Genomic DNA, 23,990 nt, shown 5'->3' with positions numbered 1-23,990 from the left:
CGGGCAGCGATTCCGGCGTCTGCTATTTCTGGAGGACCGATGAGCCTGCCTGCTGCTTTTCTGAGCGACGCCGCACAACTGATCCCGAAAGATCGTCGTTTCGACGATCCACTTTCCACCCTCGCCTTCGGCACCGACGCCAGCTTTTACCGACTGATCCCACAACTGGTGATCCGTGTCGAGTCGGAAGATGAGGTGGTGGCGCTGCTGCAACTGGCTCAACGCGATCGCGTGCCGGTGACCTTTCGTGCGGCGGGCACCAGCCTTTCGGGACAGGCCATCAGCGACTCGGTACTGATCGTGCTGGGGGACAATTGGAACGGGCGCGAGATTCGCGGCCAGGGCACACAAATCCGCTTGCAGCCCGGCGTGATCGGGGCGCAAGCCAACGCCTGGCTGGCGCCATTCGGGCGCAAGATCGGTCCGGATCCGGCGTCGATCAATGCCTGCAAGATTGGCGGCATCGTCGCCAACAATGCCAGCGGCATGTGCTGCGGCACGGCGCAGAATACCTATCACACCCTGGCGGGCATTCGCTTGGTACTGGCCGACGGCAGCCGCCTGGACACGGAAGATCCGGCCAGTGTCGCGGCCTTTCGCCAACGCCATGGCGAGCTGCTTGACCGCCTGGCGGCACTCGGTCGAGAAACCCGGGCAAACGCTGAACTGGCTGCAAAAATCCGCCACAAATACCGTCTGAAAAATACCACCGGGTTGTCACTCAACGCCCTGGTGGATTTCGACGAGCCACTGGATATCCTCAGCCATTTGCTGGTCGGCTCCGAAGGCACCCTGGGCTTTATCAGCGCAGTGACCTACGACACGGTGATCGACCACCCGAACAAAGCCTCGGCCCTGATCGTGTTCCCGGATGTGGAAACCTGCTGCAACGCGGTGACCTTACTCAAAACCCAACCTGTTTCAGCGGTTGAACTACTGGACCGCCGCAGCATGCGTTCGGTGCAGGACAAACCCGGCATGCCGGCTTTCGTACAGCAGCTATCGGAAAATGCCTGTGCCCTGCTGATCGAATCCCGCGCCGCCTCGCCCTCGCTGCTGCATGAGCAACTGGCGCTGATCATGGCTTCCCTGGCCAGCTTCCCGGTGGAGAAACAAGTCGACTTCACCGAAGACCCGGTGGAAAACGCCCGCCTGTGGGCAATCCGCAAAGACACCTTCCCCGCCGTGGGCGCCGTGCGCAAAACCGGCACCACCGTGATTATCGAAGACGTGACCTTCCCGGTGGAACAACTGGCCATTGGCGTTAATCGCCTGATCGAGTTGTTCGACAAACATCACTACGACGAAGCGATCCTTTTCGGACACGCCCTGGAAGGCAATCTGCACTTTGTGTTCACTCAAGGCTTCAACAGCGCGGAAGAAGTCGCACGCTACCAGGCGTTCATGGACGACGTCGCACAACTGGTGGCCGTGGAGTTTGGCGGTTCGTTGAAGGCGGAGCATGGCACCGGTCGCAACATGGCGCCCTTCGTCGAGCTGGAATGGGGCAGCGATGCCTACCAATTGATGTGGCAGGTCAAGCGCCTGCTTGACCCCAACGGCATTCTCAACCCGGACGTGGTGCTCAGCGAAGACCCGCAAATCCACCTCAAGCACCTCAAGCCATTGCCCGCCGCCGACGAGCTTGTGGATAAGTGCATCGAGTGCGGTTTCTGCGAACCGGTTTGCCCGTCGAAAGGACTGACCCTGAGCCCGCGCCAGCGCATTGTGATCTGGCGCGATATCCAGGCCCGGAAACGCGCCGGCATCGACACCACCGAACTGGAAGCGGCCTATCAATACCAAGGCATCGACACCTGCGCGGCCACCGGGCTTTGCGCCCAACGCTGCCCGGTAGGCATCAATACCGGCGACCTGGTGAAAAAGCTGCGCAGCCGCGACGCCGACCGTACGAAAACCGCCGAATGGCTGTCGACGCACTTCGCCACCGCCTTGCAAGGTGCGCGCTTCACCCTGCACGTAGCCAACGGTGCGCGCATGCTGCTGGGCGCTCCGCGACTGGCGAAGCTCTCGGCCACGGTAACCCGGCTGTCCAAGGAGCAAATCCCGCAGTGGACCAACGCCATGCCGCAACCGGAAAAGGCCATTCGCTTCAGCCCCGCCGTGAGCGATGAGCGCCCTCGCGTGGTGTACCTCGCCGCCTGCGTCTCACGTGCGATGGGCCCGGCAGCCGGCGACCACGAACAGATGTCGCTGTACGACAAAACCCGTGGCCTGCTGGAAAAAGCCGGTTATCAGGTAGTCTTTCCCGACAATCAGGACAACCTCTGCTGCGGCCAACCATTCGCATCCAAGGGCTACGCCGAACAAGCCGAACACAAACGCCAGGAACTGATCGGCGCCCTGCTCCACGCCAGCCGTGGCGGCCTCGACCCGATCTACTGCGACACCAGCCCGTGCACCCTGCGCCTGGTCCAGGACCTGGCCGAAACCCGTCTCGACCTCTACGACCCGGTACGCTTTATCCGCACGCACCTGATGGACCGCCTCGACTTCACCCCCCAGGAAGCCCCGATCGCCGTGCACGTCACCTGCAGCACCCAACACCTGGGAGAGAGCCAGGCGCTGATCGACCTGGCCAGGCGTTGCAGCAAAAACGTGGTGATCCCTGAAGGCATTCATTGCTGCGGGTTTGCCGGCGACAAAGGCTTCACCACGCCAGAGCTGAACGCGCACTCACTGCGCAGCCTGAAGGACGCCGTGCAGTATTGCAGCGAGGGCATCTCCACCAGCCGTACGTGTGAGATTGGCCTGACACAACACGGTGGAATTGATTACCACGGCCTGGTGTACCTGGTGGATCGAGTAACCCAGGCGCGCGCCCACTAGGGCCGCCCTCTTTGGGTGCAAAACCTAATGATTTCGGGGTTTTTCGACTAATCCAGCGACAAAACAGAACCCCTGCGCGCCGGCGTAGTCATCTGCATAGGCCTCGACAAACGAGGCTCATCAGTGACCTCGCTGGCTGCACGGAAAACCGGCAGCATCGAGCCCTATTTGCACAAGGAGATACCCATGAAGCGTTCCGCTCTTGCTGGTTTGTTCATTACCGCTGCGATGCTGGCGTCCCCCGCGTTTGCGGCCGGAACAAAAGACGATCTGTGCCAAATCAACCTGGACAAAATCAACAACGGTAAAGCGTTGCTCGCCACCGACACCAGCGGCAAATCTGGCGAAATCGACACCGCCGTTTCCCAAGCCAAGGCAGCCCATGCGGCAGGCGATGACAAGAAATGCATCGAGATCACCTCCAAGGCCCTGCAAAGCCTGCAAGACACGGACAAAGGCGGCAATCAGTAACTCGCTGATTGCTCAGGCCAACCTTCGGGTTGGCCTTCTGTGACCGATTGACGTACACTGCACAGGCTTGTCACTCACTAAGAAACAACGAGTTACAAGCACGGGGCCGTTTAGGATTCGACGCCGGTTGCGAAACTTTAGGTGCATGCCGAGTTGGTAACAGAACTCGTAAATCCACTGTTGCAACTTCTTATAGTTGCCAATGACGAAACCTACGGGGAATACGCTCTCGCTGCGTAAGCAGCCTTAGCCCTTCCCTCCTGGTACCTTCGGGTCCAGCAATCATCAGGGGATGTCTGTAAACCCAAAGTGATTGTCATATAGAACAGAATCGCCGTGCAGTACGTTGTGGACGAAGCGGCTAAAACTTACACAACTCGCCCAAAGCACCCTGCCCTTCGGGTCGCTGAGGGTTAACTTAATAGAAACGGCTACGCATGTAGTACCGACAGCGGAGTACTGGCGGACGGGGGTTCAAATCCCCCCGGCTCCACCACTTCATCATCTAAAGACGTCCACGGACGTCTTTTTTTGTGCCTGAAATTCAGTAACCAGCAGATGCCGACAACGAACTCACAACCGGGCCACTGGCGATTGTTCCAAGTCGTCTTCGTACTCGCCACGGGGGGTCACCATCGAACTGCATAGCACACCGATTTCGAACAGCAGCCACATCGGCACAGCAAGCAGCGTCTGCGAAAAAATATCCGGCGGCGTAAGAATCATGCCAACCACAAAGCAGCCTATGACCACGTACGGACGAATCTTCTTCATGTATTTGACGTCTACGATGCCGATCCACACCAGCAGCACCACGGCAACGGGAATCTCGAACGCGACGCCAAAAGCGAGAAACAACGTCATGACGAAATCCAGGTAACTGGCAATGTCGGTCATCATCGACACCCCTTGCGGGGTGACGCTGGCGAAGAAGTGGAAAATCAACGGGAACACAAGGAAGTAGGCGAACGCCATGCCTGCGTAGAACAGGGCAATGCTGGAAATCAGCAGCGGTACCGCGACGCGCTTTTCGCGCGTGTACAAACCTGGCGCGATGAAACCCCAGATCTGATAAAGGATCACCGGCATAGCCAGGCACAACGCGACCATAATGGTCAGCTTGAACGGTGTAATAAATGGCGACGCCACATCGGTGGCAATCATCGTCGCACCTTCAGGCAAGAATTTGCGCAACGGCGCCGAGACGAATGTGTAGATCCTCTGCGTGAAGTAGAACAGTCCGCAGAAGATCACGAAGATCGCCAGCACACAACGCAGCAAACGCGATCGCAGTTCGGTGAGGTGTGAGACCAACGACATTGGCTGGTCGTTTTCCGGGATTTCGCTCATGGGACTCGTGGTCATGATGTCGGCTCATTGGTGCAATGCGCGTTCATCGAGACTGGCTCAGCCGGAAGAGCAGGCTGCACTGGCTCGAACTCAACCAGCGGCGTGTGCTCTTCCTGCGCGGGGATATGCTCGTGACGCAATTGGCGGCGAATTTCGTCAGCGCCGAGTTCACGCTCGACGTCCTGTTTGATGATGTTGAAGCTGCGTTTCAAACGCCCAACCCAAAGCCCGGCAGTACGCGCGGCACCCGGCAGTCGCTCGGGGCCCAATACCAGCAGGGCAACGAGAGCAACCAGCAACAGTTCAGAGAAACTGATACCAAACATGCGTCACGACCTATTCTTTGCGGATGGGCTCTTCGAATCGTGGTGCTGTGGCGTCGAGGGTCTGCGGCTGATACAGCGGCTGGACTGGAGGTTGTCCGCCAGTTTTTTCTTCATCACTCATGGCTTTGCGAAACCCCTTGATCGACTCACCGACATCGGTACCCAGGGTCTTGAGTTTCTTGGTGCCGAAAACCAATACGACCACCACCAGAATGACGATCCAGTGTTTCCAGTCAAAAATGCCCATGTCACGTGCCTCTTAAGCCTACAAATCGGCTGTTTTGGAGATAGCCCTTAAGCGTCAGACATGCTGACCTCAGACCGTCGACTGTACGTCTGACGCCCGAAGGCGCAAACGACATATTTCCCTTACTTCCGGCCAATTTCGTTTCAGCATCGACGCGCCTCGAAAAATGAGTTGCTATGGCGTAACTCGAGGGTTATCTATAAAAAAAGCCTTCTGAATATTTGAGGTCGCTCAACATGCATCGCGTTGGATTCTTCGTTTGCCATGGTCACGATGCTCTGGATCTTGCAGGGCCACTTTCTGCTTTTAATCAGGTGAGCACCGCTGCCGGCCATACCCCTTATGATCTTCGTGTCATCTCGACGTCCGGTGGGCTGATTGTTGGCAATGCAGGCCTGCCGATCGAAACAAGGCCGGTCGGCAACCGCAAGTTTGATACCGTGGTGTTTGTAGGCGGAGATATCGAGCCGATGCAGTCACCGGAGAACATCGCGGTTGCCAAGCAATTGGCCTCCAAGGCCTCGCGCGTGGCAAGTGTGTGTACAGGGGCTTTTTTGCTGGCGGAAACCGGCCTGCTGGACGGTCTGAGAGCAACAACGCACTGGAGCTACACCGCACAATTGCAGATGCGCTTCCCCAATATCAGGGTTGAGGGCGATAGCATTTATATCGCGGATGGACGCATCTGGACATCGGCGGGCATCGCCTCCGGAATCGACTTGACGTTGGCCATGATTGAACGGGATATGGGCGCGGAAACTGCGCACAAAGTCTCCAGGCTCCTGGTCGTTCCCTATCGTCGGCCGGGAGGTCAGTCCCAATTCTCCGCGATGTCACAAATGGAGCCAGAGTCGGATCGCATCCGCATCGCCCTGAACTTTGCCAGAGAACACCTGGCAGAGTCGCTGCCTGTCGAGCGACTTGCTGACGCCGCGAGATTGAGCCTGCGACAGTTCGGACGAGCATTCCGCCGAGAAACGGGTGAAACGCCGGCCAAAGCGGTCGAGCGCTTGCGAGTTGAGGCGGCGTGTTTGCGTCTGCAAGACGGGAGTGAACCAATCGAGCAGATTGCGCTGGCCATAGGGTTCACCGATCCAGAACGCATGCGCAGAGCCTTCGTCAAAATCTACGGGCATCCACCGCAATCCATTCGACGTGAGAGCAGGCTCAGCGGTAGCAGTTGATGGTTCGATGGCCCATCAAGGCTTCGGCAGACCGAAGAGTTTCACCCGGGAATCGCCATCACTTCACCTTAAAGGGCGTGATCGTTCCACATGTCGCGATGCAACTTCCAAACGCCATCCTGTTTCAGGAAGATCAGCGTCTGTTTCCCGCTGTACTTGAGCGTTCCATCGGCATCACGGATCTCGGCATCCGATACTTCGGTAACGGTCTGACCGTCACCGTAAAACTCGTAATTGGCGAAAGACACGGTGTCGGACCTGGCCCCAACATGTTGTTTGCTGAAGTATTCCGTGATTGCCGCGGCTCCAGTGATTTTGCCGCCTCCAGGTGGCAAGAGTGCGCCATCCTTCGTATAAAGACGGCCGATCGCCGCATAATCACCTTGTCCGTAAGCTTGCGCAAATCGTGCATTCTCGGCTTTGATGGCCGCCTCAGGCGGGCGCTGCTGGTCACCTGCAGATGCCTCTACAGAGAAGGTAAACAGCGAGACGCAGGCTGTGAGAGCAGCGGCAATAATATGAAACTTCATCTAATGATTTCCCATTTTGACTTGAGTTAATGAGTGCTGCGCCGGATTGAACAGATCGGGCGCGTGTCAATCGGGCATCATTAGGAGTAAGGGATGCGGCCATAATGATGCCTGCCACTTGTTTCAGCGAACGCCCGGAATTCGTGCGAGCCCCTTGGATGCGTTAGGCAATATTTTGTCGACCATCGCGATGACTTCCGGCCGAGCGTCTCTGGGGTGACCGGAGTGGAACGGCGGATCAGGATCGTATTCAATCGCCAGTTGCGTGAATTCGGCGTCCAGGTTCCCGCGCATTTTCGCGGCAACGCGAATGGCGAAGTCGATGCCTGCCGTTACGCCACCGCCGCTCATGAACCGGCCGTTGTCGTCCTCTACGAAACGATCCGGAACGCCGATCGCGCCATATTCAGCCAGTTTGTTGACGAAGGCCCAGTGGCAAGCGCTTCGCTTACCGTTGAGAACGCCGGCGGCGGCCAGTACGAGCGATCCATTGCAAACCGACGTAATGTGCTTGGCCCCTTCAGCCAGCCGCCGGATCTGCGCCAGGTACTCCGGTTGCATCGGCGCCGATAAATCAGACCCGCCGGGAACCAGGATTAAGTCTGTCTGCTTGATATCAGCCAGTCGTTCGGTGTTGCCGTACACGACCCCAAATTCGAGGGTCACGTTGCCCCCATTGAGGCTTGCATAGCGAACATTTGTATTGGGCAGCCGGTGAAAAATCTCGCTAGGGCCAGCGAAATCGAGAAGCGTACCGCCGTCATAATTTACGATCAAAATATTGAAAGGCTCATCTGGGGCAAGTAGCCCCTTGCTGTCAGCCTGGGCAAAAGCGGACGTGGCATTGCCGAGCAAGGCACCGCCCCCCAGGATCGAGCCGAGCGTGGCAATACTTCCGAACTTGAGAACATCGCGTCGGGAACTGCCCACATTGATAGGCCGCTTGCCAGTTGTGTTGTTTTCATTATTGTCGGTCAAGATATTTCTCCTTGCGCCAGCCCTTCCCGCGGTCGCAGATGAAGTTGGGCTGGACTGAAGAACCACCACGACGAAAAGCGTGGCTGGGTGTGATTGAGAGCGGACGAGCCGAAAATACGTCTAGGCCCCCCGAGCAGGAAACCAAGGTCTCACAGTTGCGAGGCACCGCCATCGACGACCAATTCAGTGCCGACGACGTAGCAGGATTCGTCGCTGGCGAGATAGAGCGCCGCGTAGGCAATGTCCTCGGCCTTACCCATGTGGCCTACCGGGACGAATTTCGCGAACTCATTCTTGAAGTGCTGAAGATCGTGCTCTGACATTCCCCATTTACCGAGCAGCGGTGTGTTTATCCCGCCCGGTGCGATTGCGTTGAAGCGGATCTTCCGGTCCAGGAATTCGAATGACCAACTCCGGGCGAGAGACCGCACGGCGGCCTTGGCAGCAGCAGTCAGGGAAATGTTGTGCTTGCCCGTCTGTGCAACAAACGATGTATTCAGAATAAATGAGGCGCCCTCCCGCAAGTCCGGCAGCACCGCCTGAAGTGTGAACACCACGCCCTTGACGTTAATGTCCATGATCTCGTCGTAGAGTGCTTCGTCGATATCGTTGATTGCTGATGGGAACGCTCGGCCCGCATTGGCAAACACGACATCCAGGCCACCGAACGTTTCCTTGATCTCGGCGGCAATCCTGCGCATGTCCTTGATCGAACGTACGTCGCCCTTGAGAACGAGCGCATTCTCACCAAGCTCGGCTTTCACTTGCTCAAATACGGCATCATCGCGCCCCGTAACGGCTACCCGGGCGCCTTCTCCAATGAAGAGCTTCGCGGTCGCGAGGCCAATGCCACTGGTACCGCCGGTGATCAAAGCTGTCTTGTTCTTAAGCCTCATCTTCTGTGCCTCTCTTTGCTTCGTGATTGATCAGGCCCTCGCTCATTGCACAAACACGTTTGTGCGCATGGCGCGCGCTTGATTTCCTGGGCAAATTATGGAAACAGACCCTGATGGCGTAAAGGTCGTATAACCCTCAAAAAACGCCACACCAAGAGGCATCCGAGCATGTGGAGAATTCAGCGTCGCGCCCTGCCTGCACGGGTGGGTACAAGCCTGCGAAAACCTCGCTTCGCTGAACGCGCTCAATAGTGGCAGTGGAGTTTACGTCTACGACGCGGAGCTGGATAAGCAATCAGGATTTGCCATCCCGCAAGAATGGGTAACACCGACAAGGTCAGGGAGTCGTAATAGAAGGCGCCGTGATATTTTGAGCGCAACTTTTCAACTTGGCTCCCTTCTATCAGACAACCGGAAGTCCGATATCCATGCTCAAGCCCTCTCTATTTCTGGCCCTCGCCACCCTCTCCACCCTCGCCAACGCCGACCTCGCAGGCGTCTGGCAGGGCATTCTCGGCAAGACGCCAATCACCGCATGCTTCAACGCCTCGCCCAATACAGGCGGCAGTTACTACTACCAGCGCTTCCTGACACCGATCCAGCTCACCCAGGAAACACCCGATGCTCCCTGGGCCGAAGAAGGCAACAGCGGCGTCTGGCAATTGGAGGCGCCACAGGGCGATTCCCTGAAAGGTTCCTGGAGTAAGACCAAGGGCAGCAATCCACTGCCCCTGGCATTGCAGCGCATGGCAACGCCGCCCGAAGGTTGTGCCAGCGATGCGTATAACGCTCCCATGGAAGCCGCGCCCCTACCGGTCAAGACGCAGAAGCAATCCTTCGCCGGGCACAGCTACCAGCTAAAGACCCAAGGCGCCCAGGTCACGCTCAAGCTTGAGGGCGACAGCCCGGCAATTCAGAAGATCAACCGGCAGTTGGCAAGCCTGGCCGTCAGCGCTGAGGATCAAGCCAATTACTTCAGCGAACGACGGGAATACCTTGGACGCAACGGTGCGACCTATACCAGCGAAATCAGCGTCGAACCCACGTACTGGTCATCCCAGTGGATCACTGTCAGGTTTTACCGATGGGCCGCCGGTACGGGCGCCAGGGGTATCAGTTGGGGGCTGCATTCCTGGAACCTGCAAACCGGCGAAAGCGTTGACCCATGGACTTGGCTCGGCGGGAACCAGGAATGGTATGACGCTTACTCCGGCCATCTGAAACTGCCCGCCAAACTCAGCGCATGGCTGGAGAAGCAAACCACCACCGATGAAGGTTGCCCGGCAATCACCAGTTACTCGAGCTTCGACCTGAGCTTCGACACTCAAGGCATGAAGCTGTCGACACCGGCCAATGGCGACGGTTGCGACAATGACCTGAGCTTCACCTGGGAGCAGTTGGAGCCTGTTTTGTCAGCCAAGGGCAAGGCCGCACTTGCCAGTCTGAAGACACCTTGAATGCGTGAACATCGCACGACGGTTCAGACACTGATCAGCAGCGATCCTTTACGCTGGCACCTACTGGCCGTCGTCCGCGCCCTCGCCCTCCCCGACTGCTGGATCGGCGCCGGCTTCGTACGCAACGCGGTATGGGATCACCTCCACGGTCGCCCCCTATCACCACTGACCGGTGACGTCGACGTACTGTGGTTCGACGCCACCTGCACCCGCCCCGACGAAGACCGCCGCCTCGAAGCCCTCTTACACGCAGCAGAACCCTCCATCGACTGGTCCGTCAAAAACCAGGCCCGCATGCACCTGCGAAACGGCGATGCACCTTACCGCAACGCCAGCGACGCCATGCGCTTCTGGCCCGAAACCGCCACCGCAGTATCCGTCAGAAGAACCGCAGTGGACGTATGCGAAGTTTCAGCCCCTCTCGGCCTGGAAGACCTGTTCAATCTCCAACTCAAACCCACGCCCCGCTTCACCCAGGAAAAACACGCCATCTACCAACAACGCATCACCTCCAAACGCTGGCTAACCCAATGGCCACTGCTGAAACAATCCTGCCCCTACAAAAACCTCACATTCATTCACGAATTATTAAGAATCGCCCTCGTATACTCACCGATCGCCCGGACTGTTCCCTCGAACGGCCCCCTGCCCCGGTAGCCAGAATCCATGACGCGTTCCGCTCCTCTGCTGCTCCTGCTCGCTGCGCTGTTGTTTTTCTTTGCCCTTGGCAATCACGAGTTGCAAGGCTCGACCGAGGCCCGTGTGGCCGGGATCGCCATGGCCATGCACCTAGATAACGATTGGGTGGTGCCGCGATTGTTCCGTGAACCCTTCCTGGAGAAACCGCCGCTGAGCCTGTGGCTCGACGCCGGGGCGATTCGCCTGTTTGGCGGTACCACTTGGGCAGTGCGCCTGGCGTCGGCGTTTGCCGGGCTGTTCAGCGTGATGCTGCTGTACGGAATGCTGCGCAAGTTTGGCCGGCCCAAGACGCTGGCGTTTGTCGCGGGCCTGATGCTGGCGACCATGGCCAGTTACTGGAGCAATGTGCGCGGCGTCGGTGAGGATTCGCTGCTCACCCTCGGGGTTACCATGGCGCTGCTGGCGTTCTATCAGGCCGCTCGGCCCGCGTCGGAGCGTGACAGTTCCAACCTGGGCACCTGGTTACTGTTCACCCTCGGGATGGTGATCGCCACCTTGAGCAAAGGGGTTCTGGGACTGGCCATGCCTGGCGTGGTGATCTTCGTCTATCTGGCCAGTACCAGCCTGATGGATAAACGCTTCAAGCTCGGCGATTGGGTCAAGCCCGGGCTGTTCACGCTGCTGGCGCTGGTGCCGCTGATGATCTGGCTGGGTTTCCTGTACCAGCGCGACGGGTTGCAGGGGGTACGTGAAGTGCTGCTGACCAATAGCGTCGGACGCTTCAGCGGTTCGTTTGTTGAAGCCGGCCACTACGAGCCGTTCTATTACTACATCGTCAAACTGCCCGAAGCCTTTTTGCCCTGGAATATCCTGGTGTACCTGGGGCTGTGGCACTTCCGCAAAAGCCTAGTGCGCAACCGCTACCGGCTGTTTTTCAGCGTATGGCTAGTAGCGCAGTTCACCCTGCTGACGTTTGCCTCCAGCAAGCGCACGGTTTACCTGATGGCGCTGACACCCGCCGCTGCGGTGCTGGCCGCCGAGTATGGCCGCGTGCTGCTGGGCTGGCTGAAAAGTCGTGGGCAGGTTTCACACGTTGCCGAACACGTTTATGAAAACCGACGGGGTCTGGTAGGTGGCTTCTTCACCGTGGTGGTGGCCTGCTACCTGATTGCGGCTTTCTGGTTCGCGCCCAAGGCCGATGTGCGCCAGTCGTTTGTGCCGGTAATCAGCCAGATCCAGGCGATGCAGGCGCAGGGCAAGGAAGTGGTGCTGTATCAGGCCAACGAGCGAATCGCCGGCGCCGGGGTGTTCTACATGCAGGCCTATTTGACGATTCTGCAAACGCCGGAGGAACTCAAGAGTTACCTCGCGGCCAAGCCCGGCAACGTGGCCCTGGTGGACAATACTGACCGGCTGAACGTGCCGGTGACGGTGGTCAAGGAGATGGCGATCAACCGTCAGCCGTACTATTTCGTCGAGCAGTAGGGCCTGTCACCACAGCGCCAGGTCGTACGTGAGGTAGACCCGGTAGTTGTCACGATCGCTCGCATAGGTCGAGCGATACGTGGCCTTGCGCAACTCGATGCCCACACCTTTGAAGGTGCTGTCCTGGATCACGTAGCGCAGGTTGGTGTCCGACTCCCACTCGCGGGCTTCGCGCCCTTTGAAGTCACCGTTCTGGCCCTTGTAGTAGCGGGTCATGAAACTCAGGCCCGGCAGCACGGCGGCAAAGTCGTAGTCATAGCGCAGCATCCAGGTTTGCTCACCGGCCTGGATGAATTTGCCGACACCTGCGTTGCTGAAGGAATACACCGTCGACACGCTGGCGTAGGGCAACGCGGTATCACCGGTGACTTTCTGATAACCCACGCCCAGCGCCTGCGGCCCTAGCCGGTAGGTGAACAACCCGCTGAACATGTCGCTGTCGACCTTGCCATTGCGTGCCTCGCCCGCTTCGTTGCTGATGAAGTAACGCAAGTCGCTGGTGAGGCTGCCGGCACCCACTGGCTGTTTATGCACCAGGCCAAAGAACTGCTGGCGATAGAATTCACGCATTTCGCCGTAGTACCAGGTACCGCTCAGCTTGGGCGTGAAGGCATAGGTGGCGCCGGCAAAATCAAAGTCGCTGCCCTTTTTGCCGCTGTAGCCCTGGGGATAAATGTCCACGCTGTCGGTCGAGTTTCGCAGCTTGAACTTGTCCAGATGCCCGGCGTGCACGTACAGGTTACGGACGCCGCTGTACTCGACTTGAGTGCCTTGGAATGTTTGTGGCAACAGCCGGCCATCGTTGTACACCAGCACTGGAATCTTCGGCAGCAGCGTGCCGGTTTTCACCACGGCTTCACCGATGCGCATCTTCGCGGTCACGCCCAGGCTTGAGAATTCGCTGGCCGCGCGGCCATCGTCGTGCACCGGCAACAGCCCGGTGCCGGCATGGGCGCGGCTGGAGTCGAGCCTGATCCCCGACAACCCCAGCGCATCCAGGCCGAAACCCACCGTGCCTTCGGTATAACCCGATTGCAGGTTGAGCAAAAAGCCCTGGGCCCACTCCTTGCGGTCCTCGCCGCCGTCGCGGTAACCGTCGTTGAAATAGTAATTGCGCAAGGTCAATTTGCCGTGGGAATCCTCCCAGAAACCCTGGGCCATCAGTGCCGGTGACAGGCTCGCCAGCAAGCCTGTGCACACCACTGCTCCCCTCGTGAAAAGCTCACGCATAACCGTCTCCCGAATGCCGTATTGTGGTTTTTTATGGGCAGTTGCTGCCTGCGATACGCTGGACGGCGCGTCGCATTGCGGCGGACACTAACGGCTCCTCGAACGCCCGGCAACGTTATGCGAGAAGCGCATCAGGCTATGCGCAAAGCCCTCAAACCACAGGAAAATCACGGTGAATCTCAAGCAGCTCGAAGCCTTCAAGGCGATCATGTCCACCGGTTCGACCATCGGTGCGGCGACCCGCATGCGCCTGTCGCAATCCGCGGTCAGCCGGTTGTTGAGCCAGCTGGAAGAGGCATTGGGTTTCGCGTTGTTCCTGCGCAAAAAGGGCCGCTTGATGGCGACCCCGGAGGCTGAAGAACTGCTCGCCGAAGTGGCCGGCCTGGTCGACGGCATGCAGCGTATCCAGCGCCTGGCAGATGAGATGCGCGTGGGCCGTTCGCGCAAGAGCCTGATCAAGGTCGGGGTGCCCACCAGCATGACCCAGGAGCTGCTGCCGCGGATCGTCGCCGAGTTTCTCAAGGGCCGGGAAGACATCGTCGTCGAGCTGCTGACCGGTTCCTACGACATGATCGAACGGGCCGTGCTCGACCGTTCCGCCGACCTCGGTTTTGTGCGCTTGCCTACCGAGATTCCCGACTTCGAGATTGAACCGGTGCTGGAAACCGAAGGCGTGTGCGTGATGCCCGCTGACCATCCGCTGACCCGCCACGCCTGCATCGAAGTGCAACACTTGCGGGACGTGCCGCTGGTAATGCTGGGCCGGCAACGGGCCCTGCGGGCGGAGTTGAACCAGGTGTTTCGCGCAGCCAACCTGACGCCCCAGGTGCGGGTGGAAGTGCACTCGGTGGGCGCCGCATGCAGTTTTGTCGCCGAGGGGTTGGGGGTGTCGATCGTCAATGGTTTGCTGGCCAGCCACTTCATGCATTTGCCGATTGTGGTCCGTCCGTTTCGACCGGCATTGCCCTATGCATTCGGCCTGGCGTTTCGCGCGGATGAACCCAGGTCCAAGGTGGTGACGGCGTTTGCCGAGCACCTCAAGCACCGCCTGGCCGCACAAAACGCATAGCCCAACCCAGCCCGCGCATAACGTTGTCGCCGTTAAAACTTTGCCCTAGTGTCCGCTCCACAAGTGTCACCCGACACAACAATAACAGCGCACACCGGGGCAACCAGCATGACCGAACCGCAGATCGTCCGTACCCACTCGCCCACTGAAACACCGGTGGAAAAACCCGCGCAGCGCAAGCAGATCAACCCGGCCATCATTCTGTTGAGCATCGTGCTGCTGGCTGTCGCCTTCACCTACGCGGTGAACTCGGGCAAGTTCCAGCGCCAGAACAGCCTGGTGGTTCCGGGCTCCTATCAGGTGCTGGAAAAGCACGACTCCCTGGGCCAACTGTTCTCCGTCGAACCGCGCAAGGCCAGCGATACGGTCGCTCGGCCGGTATCGTTGGTCGAGGGCTTCATGGCCATTCCCCAAGGCATCGAAAAACGCGCCGCGCTGATTTTCATGGTGCTGTTCATCGGTGGGATGTTCGGCGTGTTGAACAAGGCCGGTGTGATTGATGCCGGTCTTGAACGCCTGCTGGGGCTGACCCGGGGCAATATCTACGTGCTGGTGCCCAGCCTCATGCTGGTGTTTTCCGCCGGCAGTACCTTCATGGGCCTGGCCAAGGAATTCATCCTGATCGTGCCGTTGATGGTGGCCATGGCCAACCGCCTGGGGCTGTCGAACCTGATCGGCCTGGCCATCGTGACCATCTCGGTGAAGATCGGCTACCTGGCCTCCATCTCCAACCCGGTGGCGTTGTCCGTGGCACAGCCGATGGTGGGGCTGCCGATTTTCAGCGGCCTGAGCATGCGCGTCCTGGCCTACTGCACGTTCCTGCTGGTGGGCATCGCGTTCGTACTGTGGAGTATCCGCAAGCACGGGTTTGATGCCAGCGCGCAGATCACCTTCGAACGCAAACCGCTGCCCCTGCGCCACCTCCTGAACCTGATCGTGCTGGGGGCCGGTATTGGTTTCCTGGTATACGCCTCGAACCGCTGGGAGTGGAAATACCACGAGCTGTCGGCGTTCTACCTGCTGCTGACCGTGGCGTTCAGCGTAATCGCCGGCCTGGGTGCCAGCACCGCCGCCAGCGCCTTTGTCGACGGCATGAAAAAGGTGCTGATCGCCGGTGTGTTGATCGGCCTGGCGACCGCCGTGGAAATCATCCTCAGCACCGGCCAGGTGCTCGACACCATCGTCAACAGCCTCGCCAACCTGGTGGGCGATCATGGCCCGGTGGTCTCGGCCTACGGCATGTTCTTCGCACAACTGGGCCTGGATGTACTGATCCCGTCCACCTCGGGGCAGGCGGCGGTGACCATGCCGATCTTCGGGCCGCTGGGACAGCTCTCCGGCGTCAGCCCGCAAACCACGGTGTTCGCGTTTTTGATGGGCAACGGCCTGACCAACATGATCACCCCGACCTCCAGCGGCCTGTTGGTATTGCTGGCCACCGCCAACGTCGGCTGGGGCCAGTGGGCACGCTACATCCTGCCGCTGTTTCTGATCTATGCGGTGCTGGCGATGGTGTTGTTGGCCATTGCCGTAGGCACCGGGTACTGACCCCATGAGTGTTTTCCCCATGCAGACGTTGCACAACCAGATGATCGCCATGCGCGACGGCATCCACCTGGCCACCGATATCTACTTGCCGCCCGGTCCAGGTCCGTTTCCGGTGGTGATCGAACGTACGCCCTACGACAAAAGCAAACCGTCGCGCTCGGAAATCCAGCTCGACGGCCAGCACATCTCCCGCGAGCAGATGGCCGCGCGGTTCACGGCCCAGGGCTTTGTCGCGATCTTCCAGGATTGCCGCGGGCGCTATGCCTCCGAAGGCGTGTTCACCAAATACACCGCAGAGGGCGAAGACGGTTGCGACACCCTGGCCTGGATCGTCGAGCAGCCGTGGTGCAACGGCAAGATTGGCAGCATGGGCCTGTCCTACGCCGCCCACACGCAACTGGCGATGGCCTGCCTGCATCCGCCGGGCCTCGCCAGCATGGTGCTGGACAGCGGCGGCTTCGCCAACGCCTACCAATGCGGGATTCGCCAGGGCGGCGCGCTGGAGCTCAAGCAAGCCACCTGGGCGTTTCGCCAGGCCAAGGAAAGCCCGGCGGCACTGGCGGATCCGAAGATCCTCGAAGCCCTCGAACAGGAAGACATCCACCAGTGGTTCAAGCGCATGCCGTGGCACGCCGGGCAATCGCCCCTGCGGCATGTGCCGGAGTACGAAGCCTATCTGCTGGAGCAGTGGGCCCAGGGCGACTTCGGCCCGTACTGGCAAGCGCCGGGCATCTACGCCGAGGGGCATTACCACGATCTGCCGGATATCCCGGTGCTGTTCATGTCCAGTTGGTACGACGCCTATGTCAGTTCGACCCTCGCCAACTACGCGGCGTTTTGCGCCGGCAGTACGGCGCAGCATCAGTTGATCATGGGCCCCTGGCTGCATGGTGATCGCAATATCACTCACAGTGGCGATGCGCAATTTGGTGCGCCAGCGGCCTTCGACGGGCAGGTGGCGAAAGACTGGTTGAGCTGCCGCCTGGACTGGTTTGAACGCACCCTCAAGGGTTCGCCGCTGCCTGCACCCGCGGCGGTGAAGGTGTTCTTGATGGGCGGTGGCACCGGTGAGCGCGATCAACAGGGGCGCTTGCAACATGGCGGGCACTGGATCGACAGTCATCAATGGCCGCTACCGGATAGCCGGCAACTCACCCTGCACCTCACCGCACAACGCCAACTGCAACCTGAACCGCCGACCACCGAGGGCCAGCTCAGCTACTGCGCCGACCCGGCCGATCCGGTGCCGACCATCGGTGGCGCCCTGACCTCCGGCGCGCCGATTTTTGTCGGCGGCGCTTTCGACCAACGCGAGCGGGCGGACTTCTTCGGTACCCGTGGCGACCAGCGCCCCCTGGCCGAGCGCAGCGATGTCTTAAGCTTCCAGACCGAGCCACTGAGCCACGACCTGATCGTCGCAGGCCCGCTGCGCGTGGAACTGTGGATCGACAGCGATGCGCCCGACACCGACTTCACCGCCAAACTGCTCGACGTCTACCCGGACGGCTACGCCATGAACATCACCGACGGCATCCTGCGGGCCCGCTACCGAAACACCTGGGAGCACCCCACCCTGCTGACCCCGGGTGAGCGGGTCAAGGTGGCGATCGAACCCTTCGCCACCTGCAATCTGTTCCAGCGCGGCCACCGGTTGCGCCTGGATATCGCCAGCAGCAACTTCCCGCGCTTTGACGTCAACCCCAACAGCGGCGAAGCACCCGGCCAGGCAGAACATCCCAGGGTGGCGCGCAACACGCTACACCTGAGTACCGATTGCCCGTCACGCCTGATACTGACCGTGGTCGAGGCCTTGAGTAACTAACTACCGCCATCCACACGCCGAGACTGCGCACCCTCAGGGACCATTGACTCCCTGAGGACCGGCCATGCCCGCCCAGCCCCCGAACACATCACCACTTACCCCGGAACAACTGAACGGCTACCTGCTGCAAATCGGTCATCGTCTACAGATTTTCCCCAACGGCCACGCACCGGCAGCGCAGTCTTCTACCGAGTTGCTGGAGGTGCAGGCATTGCACACCGCCCTGGCAGAAGAAAGCCGCTGGAGCCTGCAGAACGCACAAGTGCATTACACCGTCCCCGGCGACTGGGTGATCCAGGGCGAGCCCGGCCGGTTGAACCGCACGCGCATCAGCCAGGCATTGCACAAGAAGCTGGCCGCCCTGGAAATCGAACGGCGGCCCAACGGCCATTTACGCAAGAACTGGATACTCGACAGCCATCAGCCGATGCTGGAGGCCGAGGCCAGGCTGAAGGTCAAGGATCGCCTGCTCAGCCCTGCCGACCAGCTGCTGGTGACGAATATCGTCAGCGGCCCCGAGCTGCGCCCGGGTATCCATCGCCTGACGTTTCGCTACCGCCAGCAGACCATCGAGTTCGCCGGGGTGTTCGTCCTCACCCGCAGCCAGACACCGGCCACCCACCTGGAAATCGAGGACGGTGATGTGTTGCTGTTCACCCCTTCCCGAGGCCTGGAGGCTTTCACCTCGCTCAAACACCTGGACCGCACGCTGCAGGAGCGCATGAAGCAGTCGGCCTGGCGTCAGGAACTGCTGCAACACTTGCCGCGCCGTTACCAGCACTTGCGCGCGGCAAGTATCTGGCCGCTGGTGCCAGAGCCTATCGACAGCCTCCCGCTGAACGAACACACCTACAATGCCCTGCAGGACAAACAACATCAGGACATCGCGTTTGCCCTTGGCCTGGACGGCCACCCCGCGCCGACAGACGTCGCCAGAATGACCCTCGAACTGGACCAGGCGCTGCGCTGCTCGCCTTGGGACCTGTCCTCGCGCCTGGAACTGCGCGCGCAACAGTTACTGGAAAAACTGCTCCACGAATCCGCCCCCGACTGGTACCGCAGCGCCAATGAGTCTCAGCGCAAAACCCTCGCCGAACACCTGCGCACTTACGAACACCTCAGCCTGCAAGTGCTGGCGCTGCTCGGCCTGGCGGCCTCGCCGGAGGCCATGGCGCGCCTGCAATTGCTTGAGCACCTGGACGACGACCTGGATATCCAGGGCCTGATCCCCGAGCAACTGCAGATCAGCACCGAGCGCACCCTGAAGTCAGGCAACTCGTACAACCAGCACAACAACCTGGTGCAACTGGCGGTACGTGGCTTGCACCGTGGCGATGAACACGCCGGTTCCGAGTTTCTCAAGCACACCCAACTGACCTACGCCCAGCAGCCATTGCCGCCCGAGTTCCGGGACGTCACCCCGGCTTACCTCGCCGACCTGCTGGCCAAGGTTCAACCAAGCCTGAGCTTCGCCGAAGAACAAAAGCGCGCCCACAGTTTGCCCGCCGTACAGGAAGCCATGCAGCAGATGCTCGACAGCCGCCTGCACGCGCTGGCCTACAGTGCATCGTTGCAAAACCATATCAGCGCGGACGACTACGCACTGCTGCAGACCCTGAGTGAAGGTCCATCGCCCACACTTACCGCCTGCTGTCTGTTCCTGCACAAGGCTCCGCTCAAGGACCTGTGGGTGCTGCGCCAGACCGATGCAACGGGCGCGGTCAAACGCTTGCTGCTGTGCACGCCTCACGCGCCACGCGCCGAACAGTTCCAGGCCTTTGGCAGCGAGCGGGAATTGCAGGCGCATATCCTCGGCTGGAGCCAGGAGATAGCGTCCGCTCCAGGTTCGCGCAGCATGAAAGACTACCTGCTTGAACAGTTGGTCAGCCGGATCCGGCCCAAATACAGCGCGATGCTTTCCGCCCTGGGTTTTACTCCGGCCAGCCTTGAGTATTTGATGATCAGTTTCGGCGCGCCCTCCACCTATGAGGCCTGCCTGGTGGAAATGAGCACCACGACGCTGGCCATGCAGGCCGATGAATACCTGCATCAGATGCCCAAGTGGCTGAGCCAGGCATCGGCAGCCGACCGACAGAAACTCGCCGACCTCAAGGAACAGGCACAGGGCGCGGCACAGGCCTACGCCGCAAGCCCGGGTAGCCTGCAACAGTTTCCCGACTTCGACAGTTACTTGCACAAGGCGGCAAAAGCCGCCCTCAACCAACTGCTCGGCAACCCGATCCCGGCGGTAGACCCAAACCTCGTAGGCGTGATCACCCCTCGCGAACGCGTCAGCTACACCACGCTGTACCGCAATGGCTACGACGCCAGCCTGGGCTTTATCAACCCCGACGCCAGCACCACCGCGCAGTTCAAGGGACCGCCCGGCGTCGACCTGAGTCGACTCACCGCGCAAACGGTGAGCAACTCGGTCAGAGGCACCTGGATCGGTGATCGCTATGTCGCCGAGGTCGAGAAAACCCTGCTGGACCCGCAAGGCCCCCACTATGCATGGCGCCGCAACATGGCCCTGGAGGTTGCCCAACTGCACATGCACGTCGCCGCGCTTGAGTGCTGCCTGCAAGGCTGCCTGGCAACAAGCGACCTGGCCTGGCTGGAAAAAAGCATCGACAGCCTGGCCGATAACAGCGATGCCGTGCGCAATCGGTATCGGCTCTATCCCCTGCACATCAGCGGGCAAGTGATCGATGGCTGCTACCTGTTCCACCACGCCAACGACCTGCCCCTGCTCTACACCCCGCACGCACCGGATGGCATCGCCTTCAGGCCGCAACGGGAATTCAACGAACGCCTGAAAAACCTTGAAGGCATGGACACCTACTACATCAGCCGGGTCGCCAGCGTTGAGCGCGCGGCGTTCGAGCCGAGGTTGCATGCGTTGGTGGCCGGCCTGCCGGCACAGCTCAAGGGGCTGTATTCCAAGCCGGTGTTCGACGAAGTGCCTCGCACCGCACTGCCGCTCAAGAACCTGCATTTCCACACCTACGACAAAAAGCTGCGTCACCGTATCGACGAAGTCAAAAGCACCACCACCGGGCGCTTGCAGATGATCATGGAGCTGGTCAGCGTGATCGGCGAAATCACCATTGCCGTGCTGACCGCGCCCTTCCCGGCACTGAGCATGGCCTTGGGCGGCTTGCTGGTGTTCAAGGATTCGATGCTCGCCCTGCATGCCTACAGCCGCAACGACACCGCCGCCGCGCTGGGACACTATCTGGGTGCGCTGCTCAATGCCGGCGGGACGTTGTTGACCGACCTGCGACCCCTGCTGTTCGCCCCCGTCAAGCTCGCACGTCCGCCGTTGCGCCACGTTGCCCGGGTGCCCAAGGACCAACAGGCCATGACCTTGATCAAGCAACTGCAACCGCAACCCCCATTGCCCCAGGGCATGCAGCCCGTGCTGTTTGCCGGCGACAGCCTGTGGGCCTCGCACACCCCGGACAGCCTGGGGCGATTCCTGTTGTTTCGCTACGACAACACCAGCGGGCAATTGCGCTCCACCGGCAAGCTGGTGAACCAGACGGTGGACGGCCAGTGGCAGCGCTCCGGTGTCATCGGTGGCATGCCTGGCCCTGAAAGACTCGGCCAGCCCTATGAGTTGTCGGAAAAGTTTCGTCGCGACGTATCGGCTGTCATCGCCCCCGAGGACAGGTCGGCGCTGTTCCTGCAGATCGCCTACCTGGATCGAGACCTCAATACCCACAGCATCTGGATCTCGCGTCGGCAACTCGCCCCGGCACTCAAACAGCACCTGGACAATGTCAGGGCCCTGACGGATGACGCCGACGCGTTTTTTGCACGGTTGCCCGCCGTGGTTCCCCGGGCCGAAACCCTGAACCCGGCGCCAGACATCGCCCTGCGTGATTTGCTCAAGCTGCTGATCGATGACGCGCACCACCTGGTAGTGGGCGAGGCACCGTTTTCCACCGCAGCTAAACAGGTGCTGATCGAAAACATGCAATACCTGCGCGAACTGAACGTGACGGTTCTCTATATCGAGCCGCTGTGGCGCGATATTCATCACCTGAAAACCCACTCACGGTTTTCCAGTGGTTTCTCCAAACGGGCCGAGGGCCAGCTCAAATCCATCGACAAGGAAAATTACCGCGACCCCGACGGGTTGCACGGCCACTGGATGCTGGTAAACACCGCGCAACAGCACGGAATTGAGGTCAGACCGTTGAACGCCTCAAGCTCCTACGACCTGGAAAACACCCTGTGCCTGCTTGATTCACGCCCGGCCCCGATTCGCTCCAACCGGCTGACCAACTTTTACTCCCACACCCTCATCAACGACGACCAGGCGAAAAAACCGGGCGAGCGCTGGATAGCGTTGGTTGATCAAAAACGCATGAGTACCTATCGCGGCACGCCGGGCCTGGCCGACCTGCAAAAGAGCATTGCCCTGCGGGTCGACGACGCCTTCGACCAACCCACCCGAGTCATCGCGGATGTGGCCGGCGGCATTCCCGGCGATGCCCTGGCCAAGGGCGACCTGAAGCTGTCGCTGCACACGGCACGCCAACCGGCGCCGCACCCGGGGCCCTCGGTGGAGCGCTCACACGCGCTACGGCCAACGCGCCCTCTGCCTGTTGAGGCGCCGCGCCACTTCAGCACCTTTGACCTGCCCCATGAACACCTGGGCCTGATCAGCGAGGAAATCACCTTGCCGATAGGCACGCGTGAAGCGCTCTTCGCCACCGCCTACAGGGAGACCGCCAGCAGCCGTCGCGCGGCGCAAACCACGTTCGACCAGACCCGCAAAAAACTTCAGGATCAGGCCCAGGCGTTTTTTACCGAACACACACCGCCTGCTCGGGGAGCACTGCCTGCGGTCGACCCGGCCCTGGATGAGGCGAAATTTATCGATCAACTGTTGGACACCGCCGATGGCCTGGTAGTCGGCGAAGCCCACGCCGGTACGTCGAGCAAAGGCTTCCTCAGCCGGCACATGGAATACCTGAAGGGCCCGCGAGAAGTAAAAACCCTGTACATGGAGCAACTCACCACCGAGCTGCATCAAGCCGACCTGGATATCGTCCACAGCCTGGGCTTTATGCCAGATGAACTGTGGAGCTACCTCAACGCATTGGACAAAGGCCACGGCGTACCGGCCGACAGCCCCTACGGTTTTGTCAGCCTGGTGCAGGTGGCGATGAAGCATAACGTGCGGATCCGCGCGCTCGACTGTGTCGCCAGCTTGCGGGTGGACGGCATGCCCGCCTCCAGGACATCAATGTTCAACTACTTTGCGACCCAGGTGATCCGCGCCGATCAGCTTCAACAGGGGCCGCACAAGTGGGTCGCACTGGTGGGCGAAACGCACGCCAATACCCATCGCGGCGTGCCGGGCATTGCCGAGCTCAACAACGGCATCAGTTTGCTGTTGGACGATGTGCCTCCCGGCTCGGCCACCGGCTTTGTGCGTGAGCCCGCCAGCGTCCAGGCGCTGCCGCGCGAGCAGCAATGGCCATTGGTGCGCTACGACTTCAAGAAAAACGTCGAAGTCGCCGGTGCGCCATTGCCGCCACCGGTCGTGCCCGCGCCATCCCTCAGCCTCGAACAACGCCTGCGGCGCAAAGGCGATTACCTGCTTCAGCGCACCTTGGACGACGGGTTGGAGATGGTCCATAAAAACCGCGACGGCGTACTGGTCCACACCGCGTTGCAGCAGGATGCCAGGGGGCACTTCGTCAATCGTTGGAACCTGGATGACCGCCGTTTCAGCAGCAGGGAAGCGTTGATCGACATCATCACCACCAGCAAAAGAATGCGCCAAGTCCACTGATCCTCGCACCGCCCTCTGCATGAGGGCGGTGCGACCGCTCGTCGCTCACGTTCCATAAATCCTGCCCTCACGAAAAAACCGTTTCAGCTCTCGCCAGGG

The 23,990-nt window shown here is 60.2% G+C and carries 16 protein-coding genes, 1 other RNA gene and 1 pseudogene; 11 read left to right on the top strand and 7 right to left on the bottom strand.

The features are described 5' to 3' along the window. Positions 1 to 39: 39 nt before the first annotated feature. The 3 genes from HX807_RS21395 to ssrA all read left to right on the top strand — a co-directional run bounded on the left by HX807_RS21395 (position 40) and on the right by ssrA (position 3,817). Positions 40 to 2,850 (top strand): FAD-binding and (Fe-S)-binding domain-containing protein, encoded by a 2,811-nt coding sequence (locus HX807_RS21395; RefSeq protein ID WP_177050967.1) that lies wholly within the window; start codon positions 40 to 42, stop codon positions 2,848 to 2,850. A 186-nt stretch (positions 2,851 to 3,036) separates the two neighbouring features. Continuing rightward, a complete protein-coding gene (locus tag HX807_RS21390) occupies positions 3,037 to 3,321 on the top strand; it encodes a hypothetical protein (protein WP_003212250.1) in 285 nt (94 codons plus the stop codon). A 102-nt stretch (positions 3,322 to 3,423) separates the two neighbouring features. Continuing rightward, positions 3,424 to 3,817, top strand: a transfer-messenger RNA (tmRNA) gene (gene ssrA, locus HX807_RS21385). A 77-nt stretch (positions 3,818 to 3,894) separates the two neighbouring features. On the opposite strand, the gene tatC is transcribed toward ssrA, so the two are convergent. From tatC to HX807_RS21370, 3 genes are read right to left on the bottom strand one after another with little or no spacing between them, the layout of a single operon-like run. Then, a complete protein-coding gene (gene tatC / locus HX807_RS21380; RefSeq protein ID WP_043226579.1) occupies positions 3,895 to 4,671 on the bottom strand; it encodes a twin-arginine translocase subunit TatC in 777 nt (258 codons plus the stop codon). An 11-nt stretch (positions 4,672 to 4,682) separates the two neighbouring features. Then, positions 4,683 to 4,997 (bottom strand): Sec-independent protein translocase protein TatB, encoded by a 315-nt coding sequence (tatB, locus tag HX807_RS21375; RefSeq protein WP_003212255.1) that lies wholly within the window; start codon positions 4,995 to 4,997, stop codon positions 4,683 to 4,685. A gap of 10 nt (positions 4,998 to 5,007) precedes the next feature. Next, entirely contained in the window at positions 5,008 to 5,244 is a 237-nt protein-coding gene (locus HX807_RS21370) for a twin-arginine translocase TatA/TatE family subunit (protein WP_003212256.1), read from the bottom strand. Between the two features lie 236 nt (positions 5,245 to 5,480). Here HX807_RS21370 and HX807_RS21365 point away from each other — a divergent pair, with 236 nt between their 5' ends. Further along, the gene (locus tag HX807_RS21365) at positions 5,481 to 6,428 is read left to right on the top strand and encodes a GlxA family transcriptional regulator (protein WP_177050965.1); all 948 of its coding nucleotides are present in this window, start codon (positions 5,481 to 5,483) and stop codon (positions 6,426 to 6,428) included. A gap of 68 nt (positions 6,429 to 6,496) precedes the next feature. Here HX807_RS21365 and HX807_RS21360 read toward each other — a convergent pair whose 3' ends face one another. From HX807_RS21360 to HX807_RS21350, 3 genes are all read right to left on the bottom strand, one after another. Continuing rightward, the gene (locus HX807_RS21360; RefSeq protein WP_003212260.1) at positions 6,497 to 6,958 is read right to left on the bottom strand and encodes a DUF4440 domain-containing protein; all 462 of its coding nucleotides are present in this window, start codon (positions 6,956 to 6,958) and stop codon (positions 6,497 to 6,499) included. A 123-nt stretch (positions 6,959 to 7,081) separates the two neighbouring features. Then, on the bottom strand, positions 7,082 to 7,936 hold the full coding sequence (locus tag HX807_RS21355) for a DJ-1/PfpI family protein (RefSeq protein ID WP_003212262.1): 855 nt from the start codon (positions 7,934 to 7,936) through the stop codon (positions 7,082 to 7,084). 149 nt (positions 7,937 to 8,085) lie between these two features. Continuing rightward, a complete protein-coding gene (locus HX807_RS21350; protein ID WP_003212263.1) occupies positions 8,086 to 8,832 on the bottom strand; it encodes an SDR family oxidoreductase in 747 nt (248 codons plus the stop codon). Between the two features lie 428 nt (positions 8,833 to 9,260). Between HX807_RS21350 and HX807_RS21345 the strand changes: the two genes are divergently transcribed. From HX807_RS21345 to HX807_RS21335, 3 genes and pseudogenes are all read left to right on the top strand, one after another. Then, complete coding sequence (locus tag HX807_RS21345) at positions 9,261 to 10,289, top strand: hypothetical protein (protein ID WP_177050963.1); 1,029 nt, start codon at positions 9,261 to 9,263, stop codon at positions 10,287 to 10,289. Then, a pseudogene (locus tag HX807_RS21340) lies at positions 10,290 to 10,838 on the top strand (nucleotidyltransferase family protein); the annotation flags it as partial. Between the two features lie 117 nt (positions 10,839 to 10,955). Next, complete coding sequence (locus tag HX807_RS21335; RefSeq protein WP_177050960.1) at positions 10,956 to 12,413, top strand: glycosyltransferase family 39 protein; 1,458 nt, start codon at positions 10,956 to 10,958, stop codon at positions 12,411 to 12,413. 6 nt (positions 12,414 to 12,419) lie between these two features. Here HX807_RS21335 and HX807_RS21330 read toward each other — a convergent pair whose 3' ends face one another. Then, positions 12,420 to 13,643, bottom strand: a complete 1,224-nt coding sequence (locus HX807_RS21330) for an OprD family porin (protein ID WP_177050958.1) — start codon at positions 13,641 to 13,643, stop codon at positions 12,420 to 12,422. 172 nt (positions 13,644 to 13,815) lie between these two features. Here HX807_RS21330 and HX807_RS21325 point away from each other — a divergent pair, with 172 nt between their 5' ends. The 4 genes from HX807_RS21325 to HX807_RS21310 all read left to right on the top strand — a co-directional run bounded on the left by HX807_RS21325 (position 13,816) and on the right by HX807_RS21310 (position 23,891). Then, complete coding sequence (locus HX807_RS21325) at positions 13,816 to 14,712, top strand: LysR family transcriptional regulator (RefSeq protein WP_177050956.1); 897 nt, start codon at positions 13,816 to 13,818, stop codon at positions 14,710 to 14,712. Positions 14,713 to 14,820: 108 nt separating this feature from the next. Then, positions 14,821 to 16,260, top strand: coding sequence for a YfcC family protein (locus HX807_RS21320; RefSeq protein ID WP_177050954.1), 1,440 nt, complete (start codon positions 14,821 to 14,823; stop codon positions 16,258 to 16,260). 19 nt (positions 16,261 to 16,279) lie between these two features. Continuing rightward, entirely contained in the window at positions 16,280 to 18,082 is a 1,803-nt protein-coding gene (locus HX807_RS21315) for a CocE/NonD family hydrolase (RefSeq protein ID WP_177051000.1), read from the top strand. Between the two features lie 64 nt (positions 18,083 to 18,146). Then, positions 18,147 to 23,891, top strand: coding sequence for a membrane-targeted effector domain-containing toxin (locus HX807_RS21310; protein ID WP_177050952.1), 5,745 nt, complete (start codon positions 18,147 to 18,149; stop codon positions 23,889 to 23,891). The last annotated feature ends 99 nt before the right edge of the window (positions 23,892 to 23,990 follow it).

It is taken from the genome of Pseudomonas sp. D8002 (assembly GCF_013385695.1).
In the GTDB taxonomy this organism is placed as follows: domain Bacteria; phylum Pseudomonadota; class Gammaproteobacteria; order Pseudomonadales; family Pseudomonadaceae; genus Aquipseudomonas.
The sequence above is the reverse complement of the archived record's forward strand: the minus strand, read 5'-3'. Positions and strand labels throughout refer to the sequence as shown.

What these genes read in the sequence shown, in the direction of transcription:
- HX807_RS21395 (WP_177050967.1), top strand. Translation starts at nt 40, where the DNA reads ATGAGCCTGCCTGCTGCTTTTCTGAGCGACGCCGCACAACTGATCCCG.
- HX807_RS21390 (WP_003212250.1), top strand. Translation starts at nt 3,037, where the DNA reads ATGAAGCGTTCCGCTCTTGCTGGTTTGTTCATTACCGCTGCGATGCTG.
- tatC (WP_043226579.1), bottom strand. Translation starts at nt 4,671, where the DNA reads ATGAGCGAAATCCCGGAAAACGACCAGCCAATGTCGTTGGTCTCACAC.
- tatB (WP_003212255.1), bottom strand. Translation starts at nt 4,997, where the DNA reads ATGTTTGGTATCAGTTTCTCTGAACTGTTGCTGGTTGCTCTCGTTGCC.
- HX807_RS21370 (WP_003212256.1), bottom strand. Translation starts at nt 5,244, where the DNA reads ATGGGCATTTTTGACTGGAAACACTGGATCGTCATTCTGGTGGTGGTC.
- HX807_RS21365 (WP_177050965.1), top strand. Translation starts at nt 5,481, where the DNA reads ATGCATCGCGTTGGATTCTTCGTTTGCCATGGTCACGATGCTCTGGAT.
- HX807_RS21360 (WP_003212260.1), bottom strand. Translation starts at nt 6,958, where the DNA reads ATGAAGTTTCATATTATTGCCGCTGCTCTCACAGCCTGCGTCTCGCTG.
- HX807_RS21350 (WP_003212263.1), bottom strand. Translation starts at nt 8,832, where the DNA reads ATGAGGCTTAAGAACAAGACAGCTTTGATCACCGGCGGTACCAGTGGC.
- HX807_RS21345 (WP_177050963.1), top strand. Translation starts at nt 9,261, where the DNA reads ATGCTCAAGCCCTCTCTATTTCTGGCCCTCGCCACCCTCTCCACCCTC.
- HX807_RS21335 (WP_177050960.1), top strand. Translation starts at nt 10,956, where the DNA reads ATGACGCGTTCCGCTCCTCTGCTGCTCCTGCTCGCTGCGCTGTTGTTT.
- HX807_RS21330 (WP_177050958.1), bottom strand. Translation starts at nt 13,643, where the DNA reads ATGCGTGAGCTTTTCACGAGGGGAGCAGTGGTGTGCACAGGCTTGCTG.
- HX807_RS21320 (WP_177050954.1), top strand. Translation starts at nt 14,821, where the DNA reads ATGACCGAACCGCAGATCGTCCGTACCCACTCGCCCACTGAAACACCG.
- HX807_RS21315 (WP_177051000.1), top strand. Translation starts at nt 16,280, where the DNA reads ATGCAGACGTTGCACAACCAGATGATCGCCATGCGCGACGGCATCCAC.
- HX807_RS21310 (WP_177050952.1), top strand. Translation starts at nt 18,147, where the DNA reads ATGCCCGCCCAGCCCCCGAACACATCACCACTTACCCCGGAACAACTG.